Raw genomic sequence first — 22037 nt, forward strand, 5'->3', positions numbered from 1 at the left:
CTAACACTTATTTTGATAAAAAACAAAGTCTATGTTTATTAATTAATAGGAGACTAGGGAGCTAAAAGATTCAATATTAACATCAGTATATGCAAGTTGGATTTGGGGCAAAATGATTGATTGATCATGAGTATCTATCTCAATATGAGCATTTATGTTGTCATCATAACCAAAAGGTAAGGGTATTAAATCCTTATTGGGTATTTTAAAAAATAATCCATCCTGGGCTAGCTTTATTTCAAAATCATAAGTATTGAATGTCGAGGAAAAAGGATACCTAATATTATCGATGTAGTAGAAATCTTTAAATATTCGTATAGGTGCTGCATTATAGTTCTCCCAAACTATTTTTATTTCACCATCGTTCAAAAGGATATTACCTAAACCTATATGAACCCCTGAACCTCGAATTTCAAAGGAAGGAGTCTTCAAATTACTGTCGGGATACAATTCAAAAGAACTTATAAGACTATCACCCATACCTTGTAAATATAAGGAGGGATTTAGATAAAGACTATCAAACCCGTCTGCAAATATTAATTGCCCGCTTAGTAGTTCCTTTTGATAGCGTTCAAATATATATCCATCTGTAGAAGAGCGCCCAAGAGCATCATGATCATAGAGACCCAATTCATCAATTAGTATTTGCCCGTTATATGCTCGCCCGATAATGGTTTGCCCACTGGAAAGATCTAAGTTAATTGCTGAAATATTAGTAATATTGGTTATCCTTCCATAACCATACCATAGAATGGTATATCCATCAGAAGTCGGAACAAAAGAACAACTCAATTTAAAAGGATTATTTTCAGGAGTCCACAAAGAATAGCTCAAAATCTCATTAAGATAACTTAGATAAAAACCTTTTTCCTTATCGTACCCCAACTTAAGGATTTCAGTTCCCTTACTATTTACAAAAGTAAGTATTCTGTCCAAATTTTTATCCTCCAACAATAAGCCGTTTATATTTATTGTTTGAGGATTGAGCTGTATTCCATCAAAAGTAAGTAGAGAGTCATCTAATGTCAGATAATTATTTTTATCAAAAACATAACCAAACTGTCCTTTGATTATGTTTGGATATTTCAATCCCACTTTGGAAGTAATTAGCCTCTGATGGGAATCAATAGGATTTGTATTTCCTCTAAAGTGGAAGAGTGTTGAATAACTTTTTTCGGGACCTAATTCTTTTGGGTCTTCATGATCTTGATTTCTTACGATTATCTCTAATGGAATACTTATTGATGAGGGACTATGGATTTGTGAAGCATCAGCAGGAAATAACTCTAAGGTCAAAGGATAAGCCCATTCCTGATGGTTAAAGGGAGCAGTCCAACGCAACAAATCTTCTCTATTGTCTGAAAATCCTTCTTTAAGAATTGTATCCCCTTGTTTCCATCTTAAATAATAGTTTTGATTTCTTTCATTTAACACAGCTAATATAAGTGAAGTTGAACCAGGACTTAAAATATTGGGATAGACTTCTACTGCTGGCAATTCTGGATTCTTTAATACATAGAAAACTCTTATTTCCTCAGAACCTACTTTCTTTCCTTTTGCCAAAACAGAAAAGAAAACCTTTATCAGGCTATCCTCTTCTATTACCCTACTAAGGTCTGGACACAAAAACTCAAATGATTGTGTATCCCCAGTTATCTTTATTTGATGTTGGTAAAATGCTTTACCCGACATATCCGTCAGTTCAAACAAAAGAGAATCAATATCATTTGCCTCTTTCCTTGTAAAGGTTACTGGTATAGTCATTCCTTTTTGGATTATAGTAGCTTCGTTCAAGGTTTTTAACTTGAAGTCTTTCACAGATTTATTGGTAAAGACATTGGATGGAATCTTTCCACAGCTGACTATGATAACAATACAAAACAGAGGGACTATGTACTTAATTATGCTTTTCACGTTATCTATAATTTATCACACCCCGAATATATATACCAAGAGTTTAAACTTAAGGAGCTTGCATTAATGCGATCAACTTATGCCAACATTTACATGGATAACCTCAGACATAACTACAATGAAATACGGAAATTACTGCCCAGGAATGTCAAAACCTGTGGAGCAGTCAAAGCGGATGCCTATGGTCATGGACAAAACCAGATAGCAAAGGAATTATCTAAGTTAGGTATGGATTACTTTGGAGTTGCCACATATGAAGAAGGGTTATCTTTACGTTTAGAGGGCATATCAACACCTATATTAATGTTGGGATATCCAGAATCTCATAATTTAACAGAGTTAGTAAGCAACAATATAGATATCATGCTCCCTGAAGAATCTATGATAGAACCTATTGTTAATGTTTCAAAAAAACTAAACAGAAAGGTTAATATCCATATTAATATCGATACAGGGATGGGCCGAATTGGTATCAAACCTGAAGAGGTTTTCTCTCTAGGTAAAAAACTACAATTGTTTCAGGACCATATAATAGTTAAAGGTTTGTGTACTCACTTCCCTATTGCTGATCAAAGCCCTTCTGAATTCACAGATATTCAATTAAAACGATTCGAAGCATCACTGGCTACACTAAAATCCCTCAATATTAATCCCGATTTAATTCACGCAGCTAATTCAGGAGCTATCATTGATAAAGCCCATAGTTTATTTAACATGGTAAGACCAGGAATCATTCTCTACGGCTATTATCCCTCTTTAAGTCAAGAACGAAATATTAACTTTAAACCTGTTATGGAATTAGTATCTTCATTCACCCAAATCAAGAAAGTTGAAAAAGGAACAACTATTGGTTATGGAAGAACTTACATAGCAAAAGAAGATACTTATATAGGTACTGTACCCGTGGGATATGCTGATGGATATTTTAGAAGTTTATCTAACAAAGCAAAAATATATAGCAAGGGGAAATATTATCCTATTGCAGGAACAATTTGTATGGATCAGTTTATGGTGGACCTTGGTGAATCAACAAACATAAAGTCAGGTGACTCTATTATACTTTTCGGACCGAGCTGTGGAATCACAGCTGAAGATTTAGCCGGTTTGTGTGGAACAATAAGTTATGAAATTCTCTGTAGTATATCCAAAAGGGTTCCTAGATATTACATCTAGGAACCACTTAATTCTTATTTTTCAGTCCATAGTTTGATTAATTCCAATAACACATCAACAGACTTAACCATTGTTGGAAGACCTACCCATTCTTTACAACTATGAAAGTTATGACCACCAGCAAAGACATTAGGACAAGGAACACCTAATTCGGTTAGCCTGGCACCATCAGTCCCCCCTCTAATGCTTTTTTCCTTTGCTTCTACACCAGCATTTTCCAACGCCTTACGTAGTTTATCCATGACCAGGGGATGTTTATCCAACTCGTCCTTCATATTTAGATACTGCTTCTTAGCCTCTACAGTAACAACACCACCAGGAAAAGCAGCTTCTGTTGCTCTTGCAAAAGATTCAAGAGCCTTAACTCTACGCTCAACTTGTTCTGTATTAAAATCACGAATATAAATATCGATAAATGAGTTTTGTACACTTCCCTGGATCGTCTGTGCCCAATAATTACCAAATCTACCATCTGTGGCTTCAGGGCTTTCAGAACGGGGAATCATATTCATATACGCAATCGCCATGGATATGGAATTAACCAATCGCCCTCTAGCATAACCTGGATGTATGGGAATGCCTTTAAAGGACACTCTTGCATAATAAGCAGTATAACATTCAGCTTCTATCTCACCTTCTTCACCCGCATCCATTGTGTAAGCATATTTTGATCTAACTTTATCCAAAGGAAATCTATCCATTCCAGCACCAGTTTCTTCATCTGGAGTGAAAATAATTTCCAAGGGAGGATGTGGAAAATCTGGATGAGCTTTTAAATACACAAGCATTGTCATAATTTCAGCTACACCTGCTTTATCATCAGCGCCCAATAGTGTCGTCCCATCTGTTGTAATTACGGTTTTGCCCACATATCTCAGTAACTCTGGTTCTTCCTGAGGATCAATAGTAATACCTTCTTTTAAGACGATTTTATTACCATCATATTGTTCATGTAATTGGGGTTTGATATTTTCACCAGGAGCATCTTCAGCTGTATCCACATGAGCCATTAGTCCTATGTAGGGTAAGTTTTCATATCCCTTTGAACCTGGTAATCGTGCAAACAAAAACCCTTTGTCATCTAATTCTATGTCTGACATACCTAAATCTGTTAGCTCTGCTTTTAATAGTTTAAGTAAATCCCACTGGTTATCTGTGGTAGGTACTTTTGAAGAATGCCTATCACTAGTTGTATATATTTGAACATATCTTACAAATCGTTCGCAGACATCCTTTTCTATTGCATCCTGATTCATTCCAACTCCTATCCTTTTATCTCTTGAGCCACTTCTTTAGCCCATATTGTTGCTTCTTCTACAGCATCATCTATTCTAGAATCAACCTTTAAACTTTGACTGAGTAATTTGCCACCATTGTTTTTTACACGATTTTCAAGTATGTCTACAGCACCGCAAAACATAGCAAAACTCTTATTGCCTGCTCCAAAACAAGCAGCCCATTTGCCTGTTAAATCAAGTTCTTCAAACTCTCGTTCGAAAAGAGCCCAGTCAGATTGAAGATCACCTTCGTCCCAGGTTGATGACCCTAGGATAAGATTCTCATAATCTTCCAATTCATCATTACTAGCTTCATAGGCATTGCGTACTGTAGTATCAATACCTTCTGCTTCAAAAACATTCTTGATAGCCTCAGCCATTTTTTCGGTAGTACCACGTTTACTGCCAAAAACAATTATTGCTTCCATGATAGGACTCCTTTCTACTGTTACAAAGATGTTCAATCTGGCAAATCACGTCAAGGCTTTGCGATTTTTACTGGACAAATTTTGTAACTTTTATATATTCATTTCTATGAACATACCTAACTATCCAGATTTTATTCCTGTAACATTAGATATCAGGGATGAAATGCACCCTTTTTTTACAATTTTACCTCAGGGTATAAGCGAATATACCTTTGCAGGCTTGTTTCTTTTTAGAGACACTTATCAATATAAGATTTCAAAACTTCCAGGAAAAGACAAAGATCTATGTGCTATTTCAGGCATAAAGGAAGGAAAAAAGTTCTTTATGCTTCCTTGTGGTTTTCCTGAGTGGGAATGTTTTGAAGATCTTATGAATAATCATGATTATCTAAAAGGTCTAGCAGAAGATTTAGCTGACAGTCACTGGTGTAAGCTAGAGCAATCTGGTTACAAGATTCAGGAAGATAGAGATAATTTTGATTATCTATACAATAGAGAGGATCTAGCCACATTAAGTGGAAGGAAATTTCATAAGAAACGAAATCTTGTAAATGCCTTTATTAATAGCTATTCCTATGAAGAAGTCCCCCTTACACCTGAACGAAAAGATGATGCCTTTTGGCTCATAGAAGAATGGAGAAAAGATCGAGAGGATGACGGGGATTATAAAGCAGCGATAGAAGCCCTACAATTATGTCAGGAACTAGAGCTCAAGGGATATATGGTTTATGTGGATGGAAAACCAGCCGCTTATACTCTTGGCGAAAGTCTAGCGGCGGGTAAGATGTTTGTCGTTCACTTTGAAAAGGCTATTAATGAATATAAAGGAATTTATCAGTTTATTAATAAAGCTTTTGCATCTATTCTCCCAAAACACTATAATTACATCAATAGAGAACAAGACCTTGGAGATGAAGGACTCAGACAGGCCAAAATGACGTATAGGCCTTGTGGATTTGTTAAGAAGTACAAAGTTGAAAAACTACAGACGAGTACTCCTCCAAAACCTTAAGCGACAATTTTGTAGGCTATGAGTTTACATTTTCGTAAAAAGCACATCCTTGTAAACAATAAATTGTTACAAAGAAAAGACTTAATCTCTCATCTCTTATATTGGCATATATTTTGCAACAATTATAAACGTTAAAAGGAAATTATTTTTAGGAGATATGAAAAATGGCTACAAGTGTAACGGACCTATATGGTGTTAATGCATTCAGTGACGTGGTAATGCGAGAAAGATTGCCCAAAGCTGTTTACAAAGAAATAAAAGCAGTTCAACAAGGACTTATGGTGCTTTCTTTGGAATCAGCCAACGTTGTAGCAGCTGCTATGAAGGATTGGGCAATTGAAAGAGGAGCAACACACTATACTCACTGGTTCCAACCACTAACTGGTGCTACTGCAGAAAAGCATGATTCATTCATTGAGCCTACAGGCGATGGTCGTGTATTGATGGAGTTCAGTGGTAAAGCTTTAATTCAAGGAGAGCCTGACGCTTCTTCCTTCCCCTCAGGAGGTCTACGGGACACTTTTGAAGCTAGAGGTTATACAGCATGGGATACAACAAGCCCAGCTTTTATTAAAGATGCTACTACAGGAAAGATACTTGCCATACCAACAGCATTTATTGGTTATCATGGACAGGCATTAGATAAAAAAACACCCTTATTAAGATCCATGGATGCTTTGAGCACTCAAGCATTACGAGTGTTAAGAGCATTAGGCAACAATACAGCAAAAAAAGTTACAACAACTGTGGGACCTGAGCAAGAATACTTTCTAATTGATAAGGAGTATTTTGCAAAGAGACCTGACCTTCTTCTATCTGGTAGAACTGTGTTTGGTGCTATGCCTGCAAAAGGTCAAGAATTGGATGATCATTATTTTGGCGCTGTTCAGGATCGTGTAGCAGGATTCATGAAAGAACTCAATATCGAACTTTGGAAGCTAGGTATTGATGCAAAAACACAACACAATGAAGTTGCTCCTAACCAATTCGAATTAGCAACCATCTTTAACACTTCCAACGTAGCAGCTGATTCTAACCAACTGGTTATGGAAACTATGAAAAAAGTGGCAAAAAGACATGACCTTGTTTGTCTTCTTCATGAAAAGCCATTTGCTGGAGTTAATGGGTCTGGTAAACATAACAACTGGTCAATGAGTTCTGATGATGGTCAAAACTTACTCGAGCCTGGTGATACTCCTCATGAAAATGCACAATTCTTATTATTTGCTGCCTCTGTTATTAAAGCCGTTGATATGTATGCTCCATTACTAAGATTGGGAGCTGCTAATTCAGGAAATGACCACCGACTAGGGGCAAATGAAGCTCCTCCAGCGATTATTTCAATCTTCTTAGGAGATTTGCTAACTGAAATATTTGAAGCGATTGCAAAAGATGGAAAACTAGAAGCCAAAGAAGGGGGTAACCTAAAACTTGGTGCTAATTGTCTTCCTGACCTCCCTAAAGATCTAACAGATAGAAATAGAACCAGTCCTTTTGCCTTTACTGGTAATAAATTTGAGTTCAGAATGTGTCCTTCCTCTGATTCCATATCTGGTGCTAACGTTGTACTTAACACTGCTGTTGCTGATATTCTAATGGAAGTTGCTGATCGATTAGAAAAAGCATCTAACATAACATCAGAGATGACCGCCATTGTTAAAGAATACTATAATGCCCACGAGAAAGTTGTGTTCAACGGTAATGGGTATTCAGACGAATGGGTTGCAGAAGCTGAAAAAAGAGGTTTACCTAACTTAAAGTCAACTGTAGCAGTTCTTCCTGAACTTATTAAGGATTACTCCAAAAACTTATTTACAAAGCACAAAGTTTTCATAGAAGAAGAAATTGTGTCCAGATATAATGTTTATGCTGAAAAATATGCTAAACAGATTAATATAGAAGCGAATGTAATGGTTGAAATGGCTAAACAGCAAATTGCTCCTGCAGCTTTAGAATATGCTTCAGAATTAGCTAGTGAAGTCGCGTCTATAAAAGAAATTGTTTCTGTGGGAACTTCTACAACTGAAGCATTAATTAGCGATATTGCAAGTAATGTTGAAACTCTTCTCAAAGAAACTGCAGTCCTTGAAACAAAAATTAAGGAAGCTCAGGAAAAAGAAGAAGAGGGAGAGTATGCTCTTGCAAAAGCTTTCCGTGAAAATGTATTCACACAAATGGCTAAAGTAAGAGAACCTGGTGATTGCCTTGAAAAGCTTGTTGCTAAAGAATACTGGCCATTCCCTACATACGAAGAAATGCTCTTCAAAATGTAATTCCTGTATCATTTCAGGTATTAAGAGATCCGCTTTTGCGGATCTTTTTTTTTATTCATCAACCCTATATACTCACCTGCATGAACTCAAAAATACCAATCTTAAAAACTTTAATTGCTTTAGCAACGCCTATCATGCTTCAGAGCTTCTTACAAAACTCATTAAGCTTTTTTGATACATTAATGATTAGTCAATTAGGAGATGAAAAGGTTGCTGCAGTTGGTATAGCAGTACAATTAATTTTTATTTTCAACATGATCCAGTTTGGTCTTCAAACCGGTTTATCTATTAATACATCTCAATACTATGGCAAGGGTGACTATAATAGTATCAAAAAGATACTTGGAATCCAAATCCTTTTCAGTGTGGTATCTCTAGCATTACTCTGGATTGCTATATTTGTTTTACCAGACCACATTCTTTCACTATATACTGATGATATAAGGATTAAGGATACAGCAAAGTCATACCTTCAAATCAACGGGGCATCTTTACTTTTTGCAATTTTAATCAACAGCTACACTCTAAATCTTCGCAGTACAAATGTCGTTAATCTACCTACTATTGCTAGTGGTATCTCTGTATTTATAAACTTAGGTTTAAACTATGTCTTTATATTTGGTTGGGGTGCTATTCCTGCTCAAGGCGCCAATGGAGCGGCTCTAGCAACAGCCATAGCCAGATTTGCTAACTTGGCGATACTATTATTTTTCACATATAAATTCAAATACATAGCAGCCGCTTCCATAAAAGAAATGATAAATTTTGATAGTGAATTTATCAAAAAAACCTTCAAAGTCACATGGCCTGTAGTACTAAACGAAAGTATTTGGGTACTTGGGGTGAGCTTGTATAGCTGGGTGTACGCCAGAATGGGGACTCAATCTCTGGCTGCTGTTAATATATGTACATCCATTGAAAATGTCCTATATACACCTTTTTTTGGTATGTTTGCAGCAGGAAGTGTCCTCATAGGTAACCAAATTGGACGTGGTGATACCTCTCAGGCAAAAGAATCCGCAAAATTAATCATAATTATGCATACCCTATTGGCTATATTCACAGGGATTATCCTCATTGCTTTAAGAGTTCCCATAATGAGGATATACAATGTATCAGAAACCACAATGTACTATTGTTCCAGAATCCTTATTATCATCGGTATCACTATGGGCCTAAAAATGCTTGACTACACCTTTACTGTTAGCATTTTTAGAGGAGGTGGTGATACAAAATTTAGTCTATTCCTGGATTTTTCTGGTGTCTGGCTCATTGGTGTACCAATATCATTAATTGCTGGAATGATATTTAAAATACCAGTATATTGGTTAGTAGGCTTAGTAAAAATAGAACATTTCTATAAAATTCTATTAGCCTGGGTGAGGTATAAGAAAGATAAATGGATCAGGAAAGTGATCTAAACATATTTTATGAGGAGCCTAATTATGGGTAAACGATCTGAAAGCACCCTCAAAGGGGTACACAAAAAAGCCGGGAGAGCGATATTACCTCCCAATAAAGTCTTCAAAGATAAGAAGAAATATACCAGAAAGTTAAAGTATAAAGGTAAGCAAATAAATGATGCTTACCTTTTTTTATTTCCCATAAAATTACATGTTGACACTTTCGATCTTAATAAGTATAGTTCCATTCGTCGCTAAGAACGATTTGCCCTGGTAGCTCAGGGGATAGAGCAACCGCCTCCTAAGCGGTAGGTCGGACGTTCGAATCGTCTCTAGGGCAGATTAAGGGGGTGTGGCGAAGTTGGTTATCGCACCGGCCTGTCAAGCCGGGGATCGCGGGTTCAAGTCCCGTCACTCCCGATATAACGCAAGGTTTGTACCTTGCGTTTTTTTTTGCCTTTTTTAAAAAACGATCTTAAAAGTTATAGGATCATTTAATGTTAACAAATCTAAAACAGGAATGGTGATTTTAGCTTCATTACCATTAGCTTCTCCACCTTCGATGGATGTAATGACTGAAGGACAATTAATACTAATCATTACATTTTGCTGAGTTAATGTCTTTTTTATAACATCTTCTGAGGCGTATTCCTCAAAAATAACTTCAACCATGGATAGATATTCCTCGGTACTAATAGTATCTCCCTCTACAGGTAAAAAATAGTCAGCACCTTCTTGAGGAAAGGAAATAAGAGACAATAGTGTTGAAGAATTCTGTTTATTCAAGTTGAACTGAACCACAGATTGGGAACCCTTCTTATGAAAGGAGAGAGGAAAATTGTCATCCTGTGAATCTAATAATTGTGGTAAGTTAGCAAAATCAAAGGATACCTTTAGATTACCAGTAGTTTTTTCAGAATACTCTAGATGGCTAATACCCGGTAAGTCATTTATACCTTTCTGAATCATATCCAACTCGAATAAATTAAAATTATCTTCTACCTCTTGTCCACTCATCGCAGCTATTAAATCTTTAAAATAATCATTAAGAAAAGGGGAAGTATTGATACTGTACGTAACACTTCCTGACAAATCTTTATTTAATGTCATTTTCTCTGTAGATTCACAGGAAATAATCAAGAATAGACTCGTTAATCCTAATAGTAAGGATCTCATTCTTTTCATTTTTAAACTCCTATTATAGTATAACACTTGTAACTCACAATTCTATTTAAGGAAACACTACTTATGAAAGGTATAATAGTAGCAGCAGGTTACGGAACTCGTTTCCTACCTGTAACAAAAACAATTCCTAAAGAAATGCTTCCCCTTGTTAATAAACCTTCCATCGCTTTTATAGTCGAAGAATTCATTAACTCTGGAATCAAAGATATCATCATTATCACATCAAGACGAAAAAAATCAATGGAAGACTTCCTGGATAGGGAATTTGAACTGGAAAGTATCTTTTATCAAGAAGGAGCAAAATCCAAGCTTGAAAAGATAAAACCCTATTTCAACGCCCGCTTTGCCTTCATTCGACAACATTCCATGTTAGGAACGGGACATGCTTTATTGGAAGCAAAATCTCTTCTGGGAGGAGAACCAGCCGTTGTTGCCTATCCTGATGACTTACATTTTGGAAAGATCCCTTTAACAAAACAATTGATTGATGTCTATAATGAAACCCATTGTTCTGTCTTAGGAACAATTCATAATCCACCTGAAATCAATCGTTATGGAGTATTGGAATTAGCAGAAGATAAACTTCATGTTAAAGATATTGTAGAAAAACCACCTATTGGAACAGAACCTAGTAAGGAAGTCTCTATAGGTCGTTATTTGTACACACCCGATTTCTTTGACTTCTTAGAAGAAGGATGGGAAGCTCATAGTTCTGGAGAATACTACCATGTATATGCTCTCAAAAAACAAATGGAACTCGGACGGGTTGTTTTCAAACAAGTAGAAGGGGATAGACTTGATACGGGAGCTCCTGAAGGTTTTATCAAAGCCTGGTTACATTATTGCAAGACAATTCCAGAATTCAAACAAATACTAACAGAAGAAACAAAAGATCTACACTAATCCTTCTTCCGAATAAGAGGAAGCTAGGGACATATATTTCTTATATGTATCCTGGTGACCTCTTTTTAAAGCACCCTTACCATAGATTCTACATTTATAGGCCATTACTTTTCTGGCTAATTTATCATGAGTTCTATTGAAATATTGTCTATCGATAAGTCCTTGTAAAGCCTTTATTCTAAAGATTTCTATTTGACCATATTTGGTAGATAATTGCTCCCAATCTCCTGCCTTCTTTATAACTAACGGCTCATCAATATATCCAACTTCATATTTAGCAGTTATCCGGAGCCAAAACTCATAATCTTCTGCGATCTCTATGGACTCATCGAATCCCCCTAATGCTAGATACAGTTCTCGACTTAATAGAACGGTAGAGGGTCCAATAATACATTTATCGAGGGAATCCTCAAAGATGTCCCCTTCCCTCTTATGTTTCATTTTTCTTTGGCTAATGATCTTATTATTTCGTTGCCATGTTTCTCTTGTGTGAACTATTTTACAATCTAAATGGGTTCGAAGATAGTTCATTTGTGTTATCAGTTTGTCAGGAGACCAAATATCATCAGAATCAAGAAATGCTATCCAATTAGCATTCGTCAATCTCACACCTTCATTTCTCACTTTACCAGGAAGACCAGTATGAGAGATTCTCTTGTATGTAATTCTATGGTCCTTTGGAATGATATCTTCCGTATTCTCTTCTGAACCATCATCAATGATAATTAGCTCCCAATCAGTAAAACTCTGATTTTGAACAGAATCGATAGCTTCTGTCAGCTGAAATGATCGATTATAGGTTGGAATTACCACAGAAACTAAAGGTTTAATCATAGGAACATACTAGTTAAGTATAGAAATCAAGTCTAGCTTTAGTCTAATATATGATCATGCAAACACTTGTGATCTATTACAGCAGGAATGGGTTCACTGAGAAAGCTCTTTCCATATTAGCGGATTTTTTAAAAGATCCGACAGATACTATCCATATCAAGGATATGAATAATGAAGTTGACCTAAACAAATACGATAGAATCATTATTGGGAGCCCTGTTTACAATAATAGGGTAAATTCTAAGATCTTAGGATTCTGTAAGAAAAATATGGAAATACTCAGTGAGAAAAAATTAGGCTTTTTTGTGACAAGCCTAAGTGATATTGAAACAGCTAAGGATTATCTATTTCAATCATTCCCTAAGTCACTTTTAAGAAGTACTCGATGTAAATCTTTTTTTGGAGGCGAAATTTCCTGGGCGAGCTTGAGCCCTGTAGAAAGATTGACATTACAAATGACTAAGGGAATTACCACAGATGTGTCTAATATAGACCTTAATGAAATCGAAAAATTTGCAGCATGTTTAAGAAAACAATGCAGATAAGGATTAGATAGTTTATAGTCTAGTTATGCGAAGTGTCTATATATATATACTGTCTATATTCATTCTATCCTTTATATCATGTGATATCTTTGAGGAACCCAATATTGGAGCGCCTCATCTTGATGGAATAAATTTCCTGGCTTCAGCTGACTTTAACAACTGGAGCTTAGGGACTAGCAATCAGGAAGTAGACCCCAACAATACAGGGACAAGCCCCATTATGTATGAAACAAATTATGGAAGATTGAAAGATGAGGTAACATTAAGTTCAACAGACTCTCCTTCTGGAAAAGAAGTATATAGTTTAGAAATGTTCAATCTCTATAGTGGTGGCACTTTTGATACACCCCCTACTTTGACAGACTTTTCATCTTCTAGTGGCAGTCCAAGTTATGCGGCGACATCTGGGAGAGAAGGAACAGGAGCTGTATCAATACCTATTGATGATAATGAATATGTTGACATTGACCTGACAACACTCCCTTCAGATCTTCTATCATATCAAGTATCACTGGATGTCAAAACAACGGGGTCAACCACATTAATTCAGCTGGTTGAAGATGGTAATGCAGAGACCAGGAACACTTTTGATATAACCAGTAACGATTGGGTATTCTTACCTTCAGGTGTATCTCCTAATCTATTAGGAAGCAGTACAAATGCTTATTTATATTTTGGAGAGCCCGCCTCAATTACATCAGCAGAATTAAGTAGCCAAACCATTATCATTGACAATCTGCTTATCTACCCCTTAAAGCCTTGTCCGTATCTTATCTATCCCCTAACTAAATCAGAAACAGGTAGAGAAGACATTATTGAAGGTAATTACACTTTTAGCTTTTATATCAAACAAGTCACGGGAATTGATTGGCCTAGTCAGTATACAACTTTTGGCTTTATCTATCTTCCTGATAAATTCCCTTTAAATAAAAGGAATAGCCATTCTCGACACATAAATGCTACATCTTATAGTGATTGGAAACAAATATCTGTAGACTTTTCTTATAATGAAGAAGAAGGAAACGGTAATATTCTAGGATATTTTTATATCATCCCCTCTTTCTTGTCAGGCACAGTAAGACAAAAAACCGTAGGAACTATTTATATATCAGATCCTACCCTAATTTATAAAGACTAGTCTTTTACAACCAATACCTTTCTATATTCATCTATTCCACCAGCTGCAGTTACTCTAACAAAATAAATACCACGAGCTACCATATTCCCAGATTCATTAGTTCCATTCCAACTGACCATATGCTCCCCTGAACTTTGACGTCCACGTTTCAAAACCCTTACTAAGCTACCATCTAGAGCAAACACTTGTATGACAACAATCCCGGCTGAATCTAAGTCATAGCTTATAATGGTTCGATCCCCTTTTACAGGATTTATAACATTATTGAGAATGGTAACGCCGCCTCGTTGTTGAACAACATCTTTAATCTGAAATTTCCAAGGTTGAATAGTTCTAGGATCTTTTAGATTTATTATATTTACACACTCTAAACCTCCTAACATTAATGTAAATTCAATCATACTTTCAGCTTGTATTTCGTCATCTATTCCAGGTATTACAAATCTATATAGATTATTATCATTCACATAGGGAGATAAAGTTCTAGCCTCTATATTTGCTTGAGGGATAAGTTCACTTATAAAACTTGTTAGCCATAAACCAGTATTAATAATCTGAGATAAGTTTTTAGGGGCTATATCATAATTTAATAAAACTGGCTGAGACTGATAATTCTTTGTACTGTTTATAACCTCCAACGTTATATCTTCATCTCTCAAACGTTCTGATCCATCAAATATAGAAATCGCTGAAAAGTCTCTTCTTTCTTCATTCCCATCTATGTATTCAGTACTATCGTTTATAGAATCAGAAGCCCAAACTGGAGTTAGAATGTTTAAACCTAAATTTGAGATTCTGTATTCATTTGTAGAGTCCATAACATTCCCAGCAAGATCTTTTATCGAATCAGATGAAGCTAAAATCTTACCATCAATTATCTGATCAGCAGTTAAAGTATGGCTCAGTGTCAAGAAAATACCCCGGCCGCCCCTAGTATTAGCTATGCCTTTAGAATCCTCTCCCCTATCTATTACTTGTAAACTTTTAATGGATATACCAGGTAAATTATTCAAATTAAAATCACTAGCTTCAACATCTTCTGCCACACTACCAACTGTATAAACAGGCTCATTAAAATAAACATAAACTACATCACTATTTGCTGCAGCCAGAGAAAAGGATATTTCTGGTGGCTCCTTCTCAATGGCATGTAATGATGTAAAGCTTCTTAACAAGTTTCCAGCTCTATCAGTAATATAGGCTAAGCTCTCATCATAGTTTACCCATAAGTTACTTAATCTATTCCAATTGTGACCCCCACTTGGGTCAATTGTTAAAGTATAATAAGGATCATCCACTGTACCATTAGCAGTGCCATCAGAAGTAAAAAGTAAGTTAGAGACAGAAGAGGATGCTCCATCAGTATAGGAACTAAGCAAGGGAGTTACACCTGCTTCTTCAAAAGAAAAAGCTAAATAGGGAGCATCAGTTTGTAAATAAATAGGATAAGTAAATGAAGAATCTCTAATCCCACCAGTACTATCTGGATGATTAAGAGCATCCCAATAAATTGTCTTATCCCATGAAGATAAAGAATCCCATCCTTCAGAATAATTATCCAGGAAGTGAAATTCCATTTTATTAACCTTGTTGGTGGAACTATCAGTAGCAGATACGATTTCATAAGCTTGATCAGCTCCTCCCCAAGTAATACCCGAATCATCTGGATTGGATATATAGGGAGCAACCTCAGGCCGCTCGATATCCCAGGGGGATACTTCTGTAATGGTGACCGTAGATTTGGCATCATAATTACTATAACCAGTGACAACTGTTGGTTCTAAAAGATTTCCTTGAGAATCCGCTATATTAGTATTTGAAGGGACAGTGATCGTGTAACCATTTGGATAGGTAATATCACTAGGATTTCCACTCCCATCATCATTATAAAAGTAACCAGGGTACCCATTGGCATCTTGATAGCCAACTAAAGTAATGACAACACCGTTCGGCCCATAGTCATTAGATATAGATCCTCGGCTTATACTATCTGTCCAAAGGGTTCCGTCTTTTGAACCACTTTTGTATTCCACAGTGTTAGTCGTTTCAAAAAAACCAACGACCTCCAAATGATTTATTCCATTCTGTAAAACATAACCACCCCAGTTACCACTTACCCCTGCGGTATCTGTTACTCGGATACTAGTCGTATCATCTGGCGTAGTATCAAAAGCACCAGTGGCATCCACATTGAATCCAGCCTCTGAGGAAGCATTATCCTTATCAATGCTTACAGGTTCTGAATAATGGAGCTGAAACGCATTATGACCATCAAAAATAGTATCTCCTGAAGTCACATCCAAATCATGGCGTACCAGCTCAACAGCAACAAGCACAGGTCTTGTCTCATCTGTAATAGCAGTATAAGAGGGAAAACTATTCGTTCCATAATTTGGTGATAGGTTATAAGCTCCTGAATCCCAGAAAACCCCCTTTAGAGTAGAAAGATAGGGAATAATACTTTGGGAAGTACCTTGACGATCTGTACTATAGGCCCCGCCAGTACTAGTTCCGTCAGCATCAGTATTCCATGTAGTGTTACTAGTCTTTATAAAGAACGTACTTAGATCGCCTTGTCCATCAGTGGTAATTAAATCAAAGGGATACGTACTTCCATCTCCATCATTATCTATATAAGAACCAGTAAAGTAGAGAGTAGAATCACCGTTAACATAGAGATTGGCTAAAGCAGAACTTATCTCATTATTAGTGTTTTCAATGGGCTCAGAGAATGTAAGACGTATAATATTATCGGAAACAGTTTCTGCACTAAGTAAATAGGGAGCATCAAAATCAAAACCGACAGAACCTGGACTTAGAGGATCGTGAGTTGTGTTTCCTCCCCCATCAACAACATTGTTACCTTTTTGAGTAATGATATTCTCAGCTGCTGATATAATACCTCCGCTAACAGATATATTTGTAATAATAGAATTATAGACAAGAGAATACTGGGATCCTAATGAAGGAGTGGTATCATTAAAAGTAGGTTTGAAGCTTGAGTTATCCTTTACATTTAGAGTTAATGATGTAGTAGCATTAAGATCACTCCCATTTACATATAGGTTTCGTCCTATATTAATTATGTCTCCATCAAGAGAAGCAGAGTCGAACAGACCAGTGAAGCTGGGACTACTAGTATCAAACATGGAGAGAGAGGGGAAGACACTTGTCTTATCAGGATATTCCCATTCATAATCTGTTCCGATCACACGATCGGTATCATTATTATTAAAATTACTTCCTAAGAGTATTAAATCATTTGTCAAAGTGATACTTAGAGAACCTGACAAGTTAACAGTCCCATTAAGAACAGCCCAATAATCAGCTGTAAAATCGGAAGCCATTGTAATTGTACAACCAGAAGCACTGATAACTAGACTATCTACAGTAAAGGCACCCCCAACATCAAAGGTCTTATTATTTGTATTGAGGATTTGTGTCCATTCCGAACCTGATGTAATTGTGAAATTACCACCAATAAGATATGAAGCATCATCTAATTCAACATATCCATTTTCCAATGAAGAAGAGTCTGAACTAGTTAACACAACATTCCCGGTAGCCCCATTAGTGGCCCCACTGGTTGTTATTCCGGATAAAACAATGTCATTAGCTGTAAGATCAATAGTAGTAAAAGGATTTAAATATCCTATAACCCCATCAATTTGAATATCACCATCACCAGTAGTGATAACAAGAGCAAAAGAACTGGCATTCGAACTTAGATTACCAGTAAACGTAGCCTTCCCATCACCAGAACTTGTGTCCAATGTAAAATCACTATTTATATAAACATCAGAGATGGTATAAAAAGCATTACCCGTCACATAGTGATTTCCATCAAAATAGGCAGCATTTCCTGTAATATCAACAACACCAATAGGAGTGCTGGATAAACCCAAACTATCATAAGTTGTAAGAGTTCCTGTACCTGTATCAATAGTTAAACTTACAAGTGTACTTCCATATCGAGCTCCTTTAAAATCCACATTGCCATTAGTTACCAGACTTATGTCTGTGGCATCCGTTGAGCCTCCAGAACTCAATACAATCACACCCGTTATATCAGCCCCCAAATCAATGTTGGCACCAGCCCCCTCACCTGTACTATCGATATCACCATATAAGGATAGATTCCCAGTTGTATTTATATCCAGGCTTACACCACCGTTACCATCACCTGTTCCAAGAAGGGCGTCTCCGAGAACAACTGAAGTAGCAGAAATATCTAAATGATCCAAGCTTAATATATTAGAGCTAGACAAATCAACATTAGCCCCAGCAGCAAGGATAGTTAATCCATCATCCCAAGAGATTTCACTATTAAAACTTGTTCCAGTTTCGATGTAAATATCCTGGGAACCAGTGATAGGAGCACTTTGAGAATCTAAAGTTATTGAGCCATTAGCGGCACTGGCATTTAAATCTAAAATAGTAGTGTATATACTTATAGAGCCTGCTACGGCATCAGTATCACCATCAGTATTTATATCATCATTGAAGGTGAGAGTTCCCCCTATCAAATTCCCTGAAGAGCCAAAAGATAGATCTCCTCCTAATGTAATAATACGATTAAGGGATACATCATTAGATTCAATAACAGTAATATCACCTAATTCATTTCCTGCTGTTGAACCTAATGTATCACTGACTGTAATATCACCACTAGAGCCAGCATCTAGTGTTAAAGCATTTACTTCACTGGTTACAGATATCACCTGATTATCAAATGTAATATCGTTACCACTGGAACTTCCATTACTATCAAAGGTAAAAGTTCTTGAGAATCCATTGCCATCTAGTAATATGTTACCGGTCATAGAAATTAAACCACCAGCATTGTCAGCAGTAGTATCTATCAAAATATCACCAGTATCAGCAAAAAAAGTTATTTGAGTAACAGCATTAATATCTAAGTCATCTTCGATAGTTATATTTTCTACCTGAACAGTCCCCGAACTAATAATCAAATCATCTAAAGAATTAACACCGCCAATATCATCACCGATAAGGACAATCCCTGATCCAGTATTCATTGTTAAATCCCTGTCATTGATACTGGCATCCGCGTTTATGGTGTCATTTACTGTGATAGTCCCATCATTACTTGAATTAGCACTGTCTATTGTAAGGGAAGCAGATAGAATCACAGGACCGGATAAATTAATAAAACTACTCCCCTCATCCTGCATCATAAGGTTTCCATTCAAATAGATAGAGCCATCTGTAGTTCCTGTACTATTGATGGAAAGGGAAGACAAGACAGTAGCATCAAATAGAGAAATATCTCCACCTGTTGTCCCCTGTGAACTTAAGGATAAATCTAGATTAGGAGAACCATCACCTGTGATTGCTTTAGTAATACTAATATCACCGCCGATACCATTATCACCATCCTCTGTATCAATGGAAACAGAACTACTACTAACGACAGAAATAGGTATATCAATATTTATGTCAGCCCCATCTGTTAGCAGATCTCCAGCCAATACTAGTGTGGGATTTCCTGAAACAAAATTAATAGTACTTGTACTATCTCCATTAATAGTACTAAGGGTATTATTGATGAATAGAGAGCCTGTTCCCCCTGTAAAATCAAAACTAACAGGAATAGACAAAATGAGAGGAGTTGTCCATGACCATTCAAAATCACCTGATTCGGTTAATCCAATATAGAGTTGAGAGAAGTCTGATTGAAGTACATTGCTTAAGGATACATCAGTAATTCCCATTCCTGATCCAGCTGTTAAGTACGAGTTGGAATCTCCCATTCCTATATTGCTTGAACCATCTTCTGTTCCAATATATAGAGAGGCCCCTCCTGTAGAGGACTCAAAACTTGCTCCTAGAGTAATATCATCATTCGCTCTCAGTTCAATGTCCGCACCATTACTATCGACTCCTGACAAAGAAAGAGCCGTAGCAGAATTATTAGCACTAGCTATAATTCTAATAACCCCTCCCGTTGATATGGCTCCACTTATAACAACACTATTAACAGCACTAGTAGAAGCTGTATCCATCATTGTAGAGGAACTAGTTCCTATTAATAAACGTCCTGAGGTAGTAATAGAACTAACAATCAAATCCTGTAAGTTATAGAGAACAAGATCTCCAGTGGCATTAACAGAATTTAAAGTAACATCATAGGCATCATCAATAACCAAACTGTTTAGTCCTGTTATGGCTCCTGTTATATTAATATCACTCTCCCCAGTTCCCACTTGGCCTGATGACATAGTTAAGTCATAGTTAGATCCACTGACAGAAGCTATAATTATGGCACCACCTGAAGCTGAAGAATTAGTATCAATAATTCCATTTGAACCAAGGGTTAGAACTCCTATAGTTAAATCACTATCTGTTGTAATGAGAGAACCATATAAAGTGAGCGTGCTTAGGGTGTGACTAAATCCCCCGGTAAACGTAGCAATATCCGTATCTGCGTTGCCTAATTGAACAGATCCTGTATTGTCTAAACTCACACTATTGGTCACAGTAATATTAGCTGTCGTGATTATATCAAAGGCTTTATTTGTCCCAATTGTTAAACTATCCATCACCGTGTCGTTAGTAAAAGTAACTGAACCTGCAGTCTTTGATATGTTTATAGTGCCGTTATTTGTATTACTGAGATCTACTGTTTGAGATGCTGTTCCTGTTAGGTAAAGAGTCATTAAGGCATAACCTGTTATATTTCCGCTTATAGTAACATTTCCTGGAACAGTAGCAGACAAACTATTGATTATAGAAAAGGGAGAATTTGAATTAAGCTCACCGCCAATTGTCAATACTATCGTATCAATACTGGCGTTACTGGAAATAGTCATATTACTTGTCACATCAACAGATCCATCACTGAGACTCACAGAATTCGCTAGTATCCAATCACCTGTTAATGACAGGGTATTTCCTCCTAGGCCAATGATATTGCCATCAGTAAAATTGAGAGTATCTATGGTTAGATTACTATTCAAAGTCACCGTGTCAGAAGTATTTGATACAGTGATAATACCTATATCACTAGTACTTCTGAGTGATTGGGCAACAGTTCCACTTAACTCAAGAGTAAAAAGATTATCATTTGTTATAGTCCCACTAATATCAACATCACCTTGAACGACTATTGTTAAAGCAGAACTTACACTGAAGAGGGAAGTTGTATCAAAACTTCCTGAAACATCAATGATCCCGTTACCAATGCTCACATCATTAGCCAAGGCCCAATCCCCTGTAAAGAATAGAGTATTCCCACCTAAAGCAATTGTATTACCATTCAAAAGATTAAGAGTATCTAGTGTTAAATCACTATTAAGAGTTACAGTACCAGAAGTATTAGATACAGTAAGGATGCCTAAATCACTTGAACTAGCCAAGGATTGAGTACCAGCTCCATTTAGTTCTAAAGTCAAAAAACTATCTCCAGTTATAATATCACTAAAACTAACGTTTCCACCTACTGTCAGAGAAACAGCTGATAATATCGTAAAAGGAGAAGAGGAAGTGACATTTCCACCCACTGTAATAGCCGTACTATTGACACTAAGGACATAATTGATATCTAAGTTACCTGCTACATCAATAGTCCCATTTGTAATGGAGGAAGCACCAGAGATAGTCATATCATTGTTAATGATTAAGCCCTGTCCTGTTAAAGTTAATGAACCACCTATCATCTCAAGTGATCCTACAGTAGTATCAATATCCAAGGTTGGGGAACCAGATAGGATATAAACATCATCAGCAGAAGTGGGTACTACTCCCGAAAGCCAATTGGTTCCCACACTCCAGTTACCAGAGCCTCCCCCCCAAAAGATAGTCGCCCCATTAGCAGAGGAAAGAGGAACAATGAATAAAATTAATAAACAAAATCGTTTCAAGATGTACATAAACCGCAAACTACCTCTTAAAACATTATAATACTAACACCTATAATGATACACCAATAA

The 22037-nt window shown here is 36.5% G+C and carries 14 protein-coding genes and 2 tRNA genes; 10 read left to right on the plus strand and 6 right to left on the minus strand.

Translation table 11 applies throughout. The annotated features are described in order from the left end of the window. Positions 1-42: 42 nt before the first annotated feature. Complete coding sequence (locus K345_RS0100725; protein ID WP_028972541.1) at positions 43-1914, minus strand: hypothetical protein; 1872 nt, start codon at positions 1912-1914, stop codon at positions 43-45. 66 nt (positions 1915-1980) lie between these two features. Here K345_RS0100725 and alr point away from each other — a divergent pair, with 66 nt between their 5' ends. Continuing rightward, positions 1981-3087 carry an alanine racemase gene (gene alr, locus K345_RS0100730; protein ID WP_028972542.1) on the plus strand — a complete coding sequence of 369 codons (1107 nt, stop codon included), beginning with the start codon at positions 1981-1983 and terminating at the stop codon, positions 3085-3087. A 14-nt stretch (positions 3088-3101) separates the two neighbouring features. Here alr and pepT read toward each other — a convergent pair whose 3' ends face one another. Next, positions 3102-4343: a peptidase T gene (gene pepT / locus K345_RS0100735; protein ID WP_028972543.1), complete on the minus strand. Its 1242-nt coding sequence runs from the start codon at positions 4341-4343 to the stop codon at positions 3102-3104. Positions 4344-4351: 8 nt separating this feature from the next. After that, positions 4352-4792: a flavodoxin domain-containing protein gene (locus tag K345_RS0100740; protein ID WP_028972544.1), complete on the minus strand. Its 441-nt coding sequence runs from the start codon at positions 4790-4792 to the stop codon at positions 4352-4354. Positions 4793-4898: 106 nt separating this feature from the next. On the opposite strand from K345_RS0100740, the gene K345_RS19130 reads away from it, so the two are divergent. From K345_RS19130 to K345_RS0100770, 6 genes are all read left to right on the plus strand, one after another. Continuing rightward, a complete protein-coding gene (locus K345_RS19130; protein WP_037570822.1) occupies positions 4899-5804 on the plus strand; it encodes a DUF2156 domain-containing protein in 906 nt (301 codons plus the stop codon). 164 nt (positions 5805-5968) lie between these two features. Then, positions 5969-8077, plus strand: a complete 2109-nt coding sequence (locus K345_RS0100750; protein ID WP_028972545.1) for a glutamine synthetase III family protein — start codon at positions 5969-5971, stop codon at positions 8075-8077. 80 nt (positions 8078-8157) lie between these two features. Further along, complete coding sequence (locus K345_RS0100755; protein ID WP_156888255.1) at positions 8158-9498, plus strand: MATE family efflux transporter; 1341 nt, start codon at positions 8158-8160, stop codon at positions 9496-9498. 24 nt (positions 9499-9522) lie between these two features. Next, on the plus strand, positions 9523-9738 hold the full coding sequence (locus K345_RS0100760) for a hypothetical protein (RefSeq protein WP_028972547.1): 216 nt from the start codon (positions 9523-9525) through the stop codon (positions 9736-9738). 9 nt (positions 9739-9747) lie between these two features. After that, a tRNA-Arg gene (locus tag K345_RS0100765) sits at positions 9748-9820 on the plus strand. 6 nt (positions 9821-9826) lie between these two features. Then, positions 9827-9900, plus strand: a tRNA-Asp gene (locus K345_RS0100770). A 42-nt stretch (positions 9901-9942) separates the two neighbouring features. Here K345_RS0100770 and K345_RS0100775 read toward each other — a convergent pair. Next, entirely contained in the window at positions 9943-10665 is a 723-nt protein-coding gene (locus K345_RS0100775; RefSeq protein ID WP_028972548.1) for a hypothetical protein, read from the minus strand. 63 nt (positions 10666-10728) lie between these two features. On the opposite strand from K345_RS0100775, the gene K345_RS0100780 reads away from it, so the two are divergent. After that, the gene (locus K345_RS0100780; RefSeq protein WP_028972549.1) at positions 10729-11568 is read left to right on the plus strand and encodes a sugar phosphate nucleotidyltransferase; all 840 of its coding nucleotides are present in this window, start codon (positions 10729-10731) and stop codon (positions 11566-11568) included. Here K345_RS0100780 and K345_RS0100785 read toward each other — a convergent pair. Beyond that, positions 11560-12402, minus strand: a complete 843-nt coding sequence (locus tag K345_RS0100785) for a glycosyltransferase family 2 protein (RefSeq protein ID WP_028972550.1) — start codon at positions 12400-12402, stop codon at positions 11560-11562. The two genes, K345_RS0100780 and K345_RS0100785, sit on opposite strands and share 9 nt — an antisense overlap. 56 nt (positions 12403-12458) lie before the next feature. On the opposite strand from K345_RS0100785, the gene K345_RS0100790 reads away from it, so the two are divergent. After that, complete coding sequence (locus K345_RS0100790; protein WP_028972551.1) at positions 12459-12947, plus strand: flavodoxin domain-containing protein; 489 nt, start codon at positions 12459-12461, stop codon at positions 12945-12947. A 25-nt stretch (positions 12948-12972) separates the two neighbouring features. Beyond that, positions 12973-14085, plus strand: coding sequence for a hypothetical protein (locus tag K345_RS0100795; RefSeq protein ID WP_028972552.1), 1113 nt, complete (start codon positions 12973-12975; stop codon positions 14083-14085). Here K345_RS0100795 and K345_RS0100800 read toward each other — a convergent pair. Then, positions 14082-21968 (minus strand): FlgD immunoglobulin-like domain containing protein, encoded by a 7887-nt coding sequence (locus K345_RS0100800; protein WP_211227806.1) that lies wholly within the window; start codon positions 21966-21968, stop codon positions 14082-14084. The genes K345_RS0100795 and K345_RS0100800 overlap by 4 nt on opposite strands. Between the last annotated feature and the right edge of the window lie 69 nt (positions 21969-22037).

It is taken from the genome of Spirochaeta cellobiosiphila DSM 17781 (assembly GCF_000426705.1).
GTDB lineage: Bacteria > Spirochaetota > Spirochaetia > DSM-17781 > DSM-17781 > Spirochaeta_E > Spirochaeta_E cellobiosiphila.

Excerpts from the sequence above, each read along its gene's own strand:
- alr (WP_028972542.1), top strand. The coding sequence starts at position 1,981 with ATGCGATCAACTTATGCCAACATTTACATGGATAACCTCAGACATAAC.
- pepT (WP_028972543.1), bottom strand. The coding sequence starts at position 4,343 with ATGAATCAGGATGCAATAGAAAAGGATGTCTGCGAACGATTTGTAAGA.
- K345_RS0100740 (WP_028972544.1), bottom strand. The coding sequence starts at position 4,792 with ATGGAAGCAATAATTGTTTTTGGCAGTAAACGTGGTACTACCGAAAAA.
- K345_RS19130 (WP_037570822.1), top strand. The coding sequence starts at position 4,899 with ATGAACATACCTAACTATCCAGATTTTATTCCTGTAACATTAGATATC.
- K345_RS0100750 (WP_028972545.1), top strand. The coding sequence starts at position 5,969 with ATGGCTACAAGTGTAACGGACCTATATGGTGTTAATGCATTCAGTGAC.
- K345_RS0100755 (WP_156888255.1), top strand. The coding sequence starts at position 8,158 with ATGAACTCAAAAATACCAATCTTAAAAACTTTAATTGCTTTAGCAACG.
- K345_RS0100760 (WP_028972547.1), top strand. The coding sequence starts at position 9,523 with ATGGGTAAACGATCTGAAAGCACCCTCAAAGGGGTACACAAAAAAGCC.
- K345_RS0100775 (WP_028972548.1), bottom strand. The coding sequence starts at position 10,665 with ATGAAAAGAATGAGATCCTTACTATTAGGATTAACGAGTCTATTCTTG.
- K345_RS0100780 (WP_028972549.1), top strand. The coding sequence starts at position 10,729 with ATGAAAGGTATAATAGTAGCAGCAGGTTACGGAACTCGTTTCCTACCT.
- K345_RS0100785 (WP_028972550.1), bottom strand. The coding sequence starts at position 12,402 with ATGATTAAACCTTTAGTTTCTGTGGTAATTCCAACCTATAATCGATCA.
- K345_RS0100790 (WP_028972551.1), top strand. The coding sequence starts at position 12,459 with ATGCAAACACTTGTGATCTATTACAGCAGGAATGGGTTCACTGAGAAA.
- K345_RS0100795 (WP_028972552.1), top strand. The coding sequence starts at position 12,973 with ATGCGAAGTGTCTATATATATATACTGTCTATATTCATTCTATCCTTT.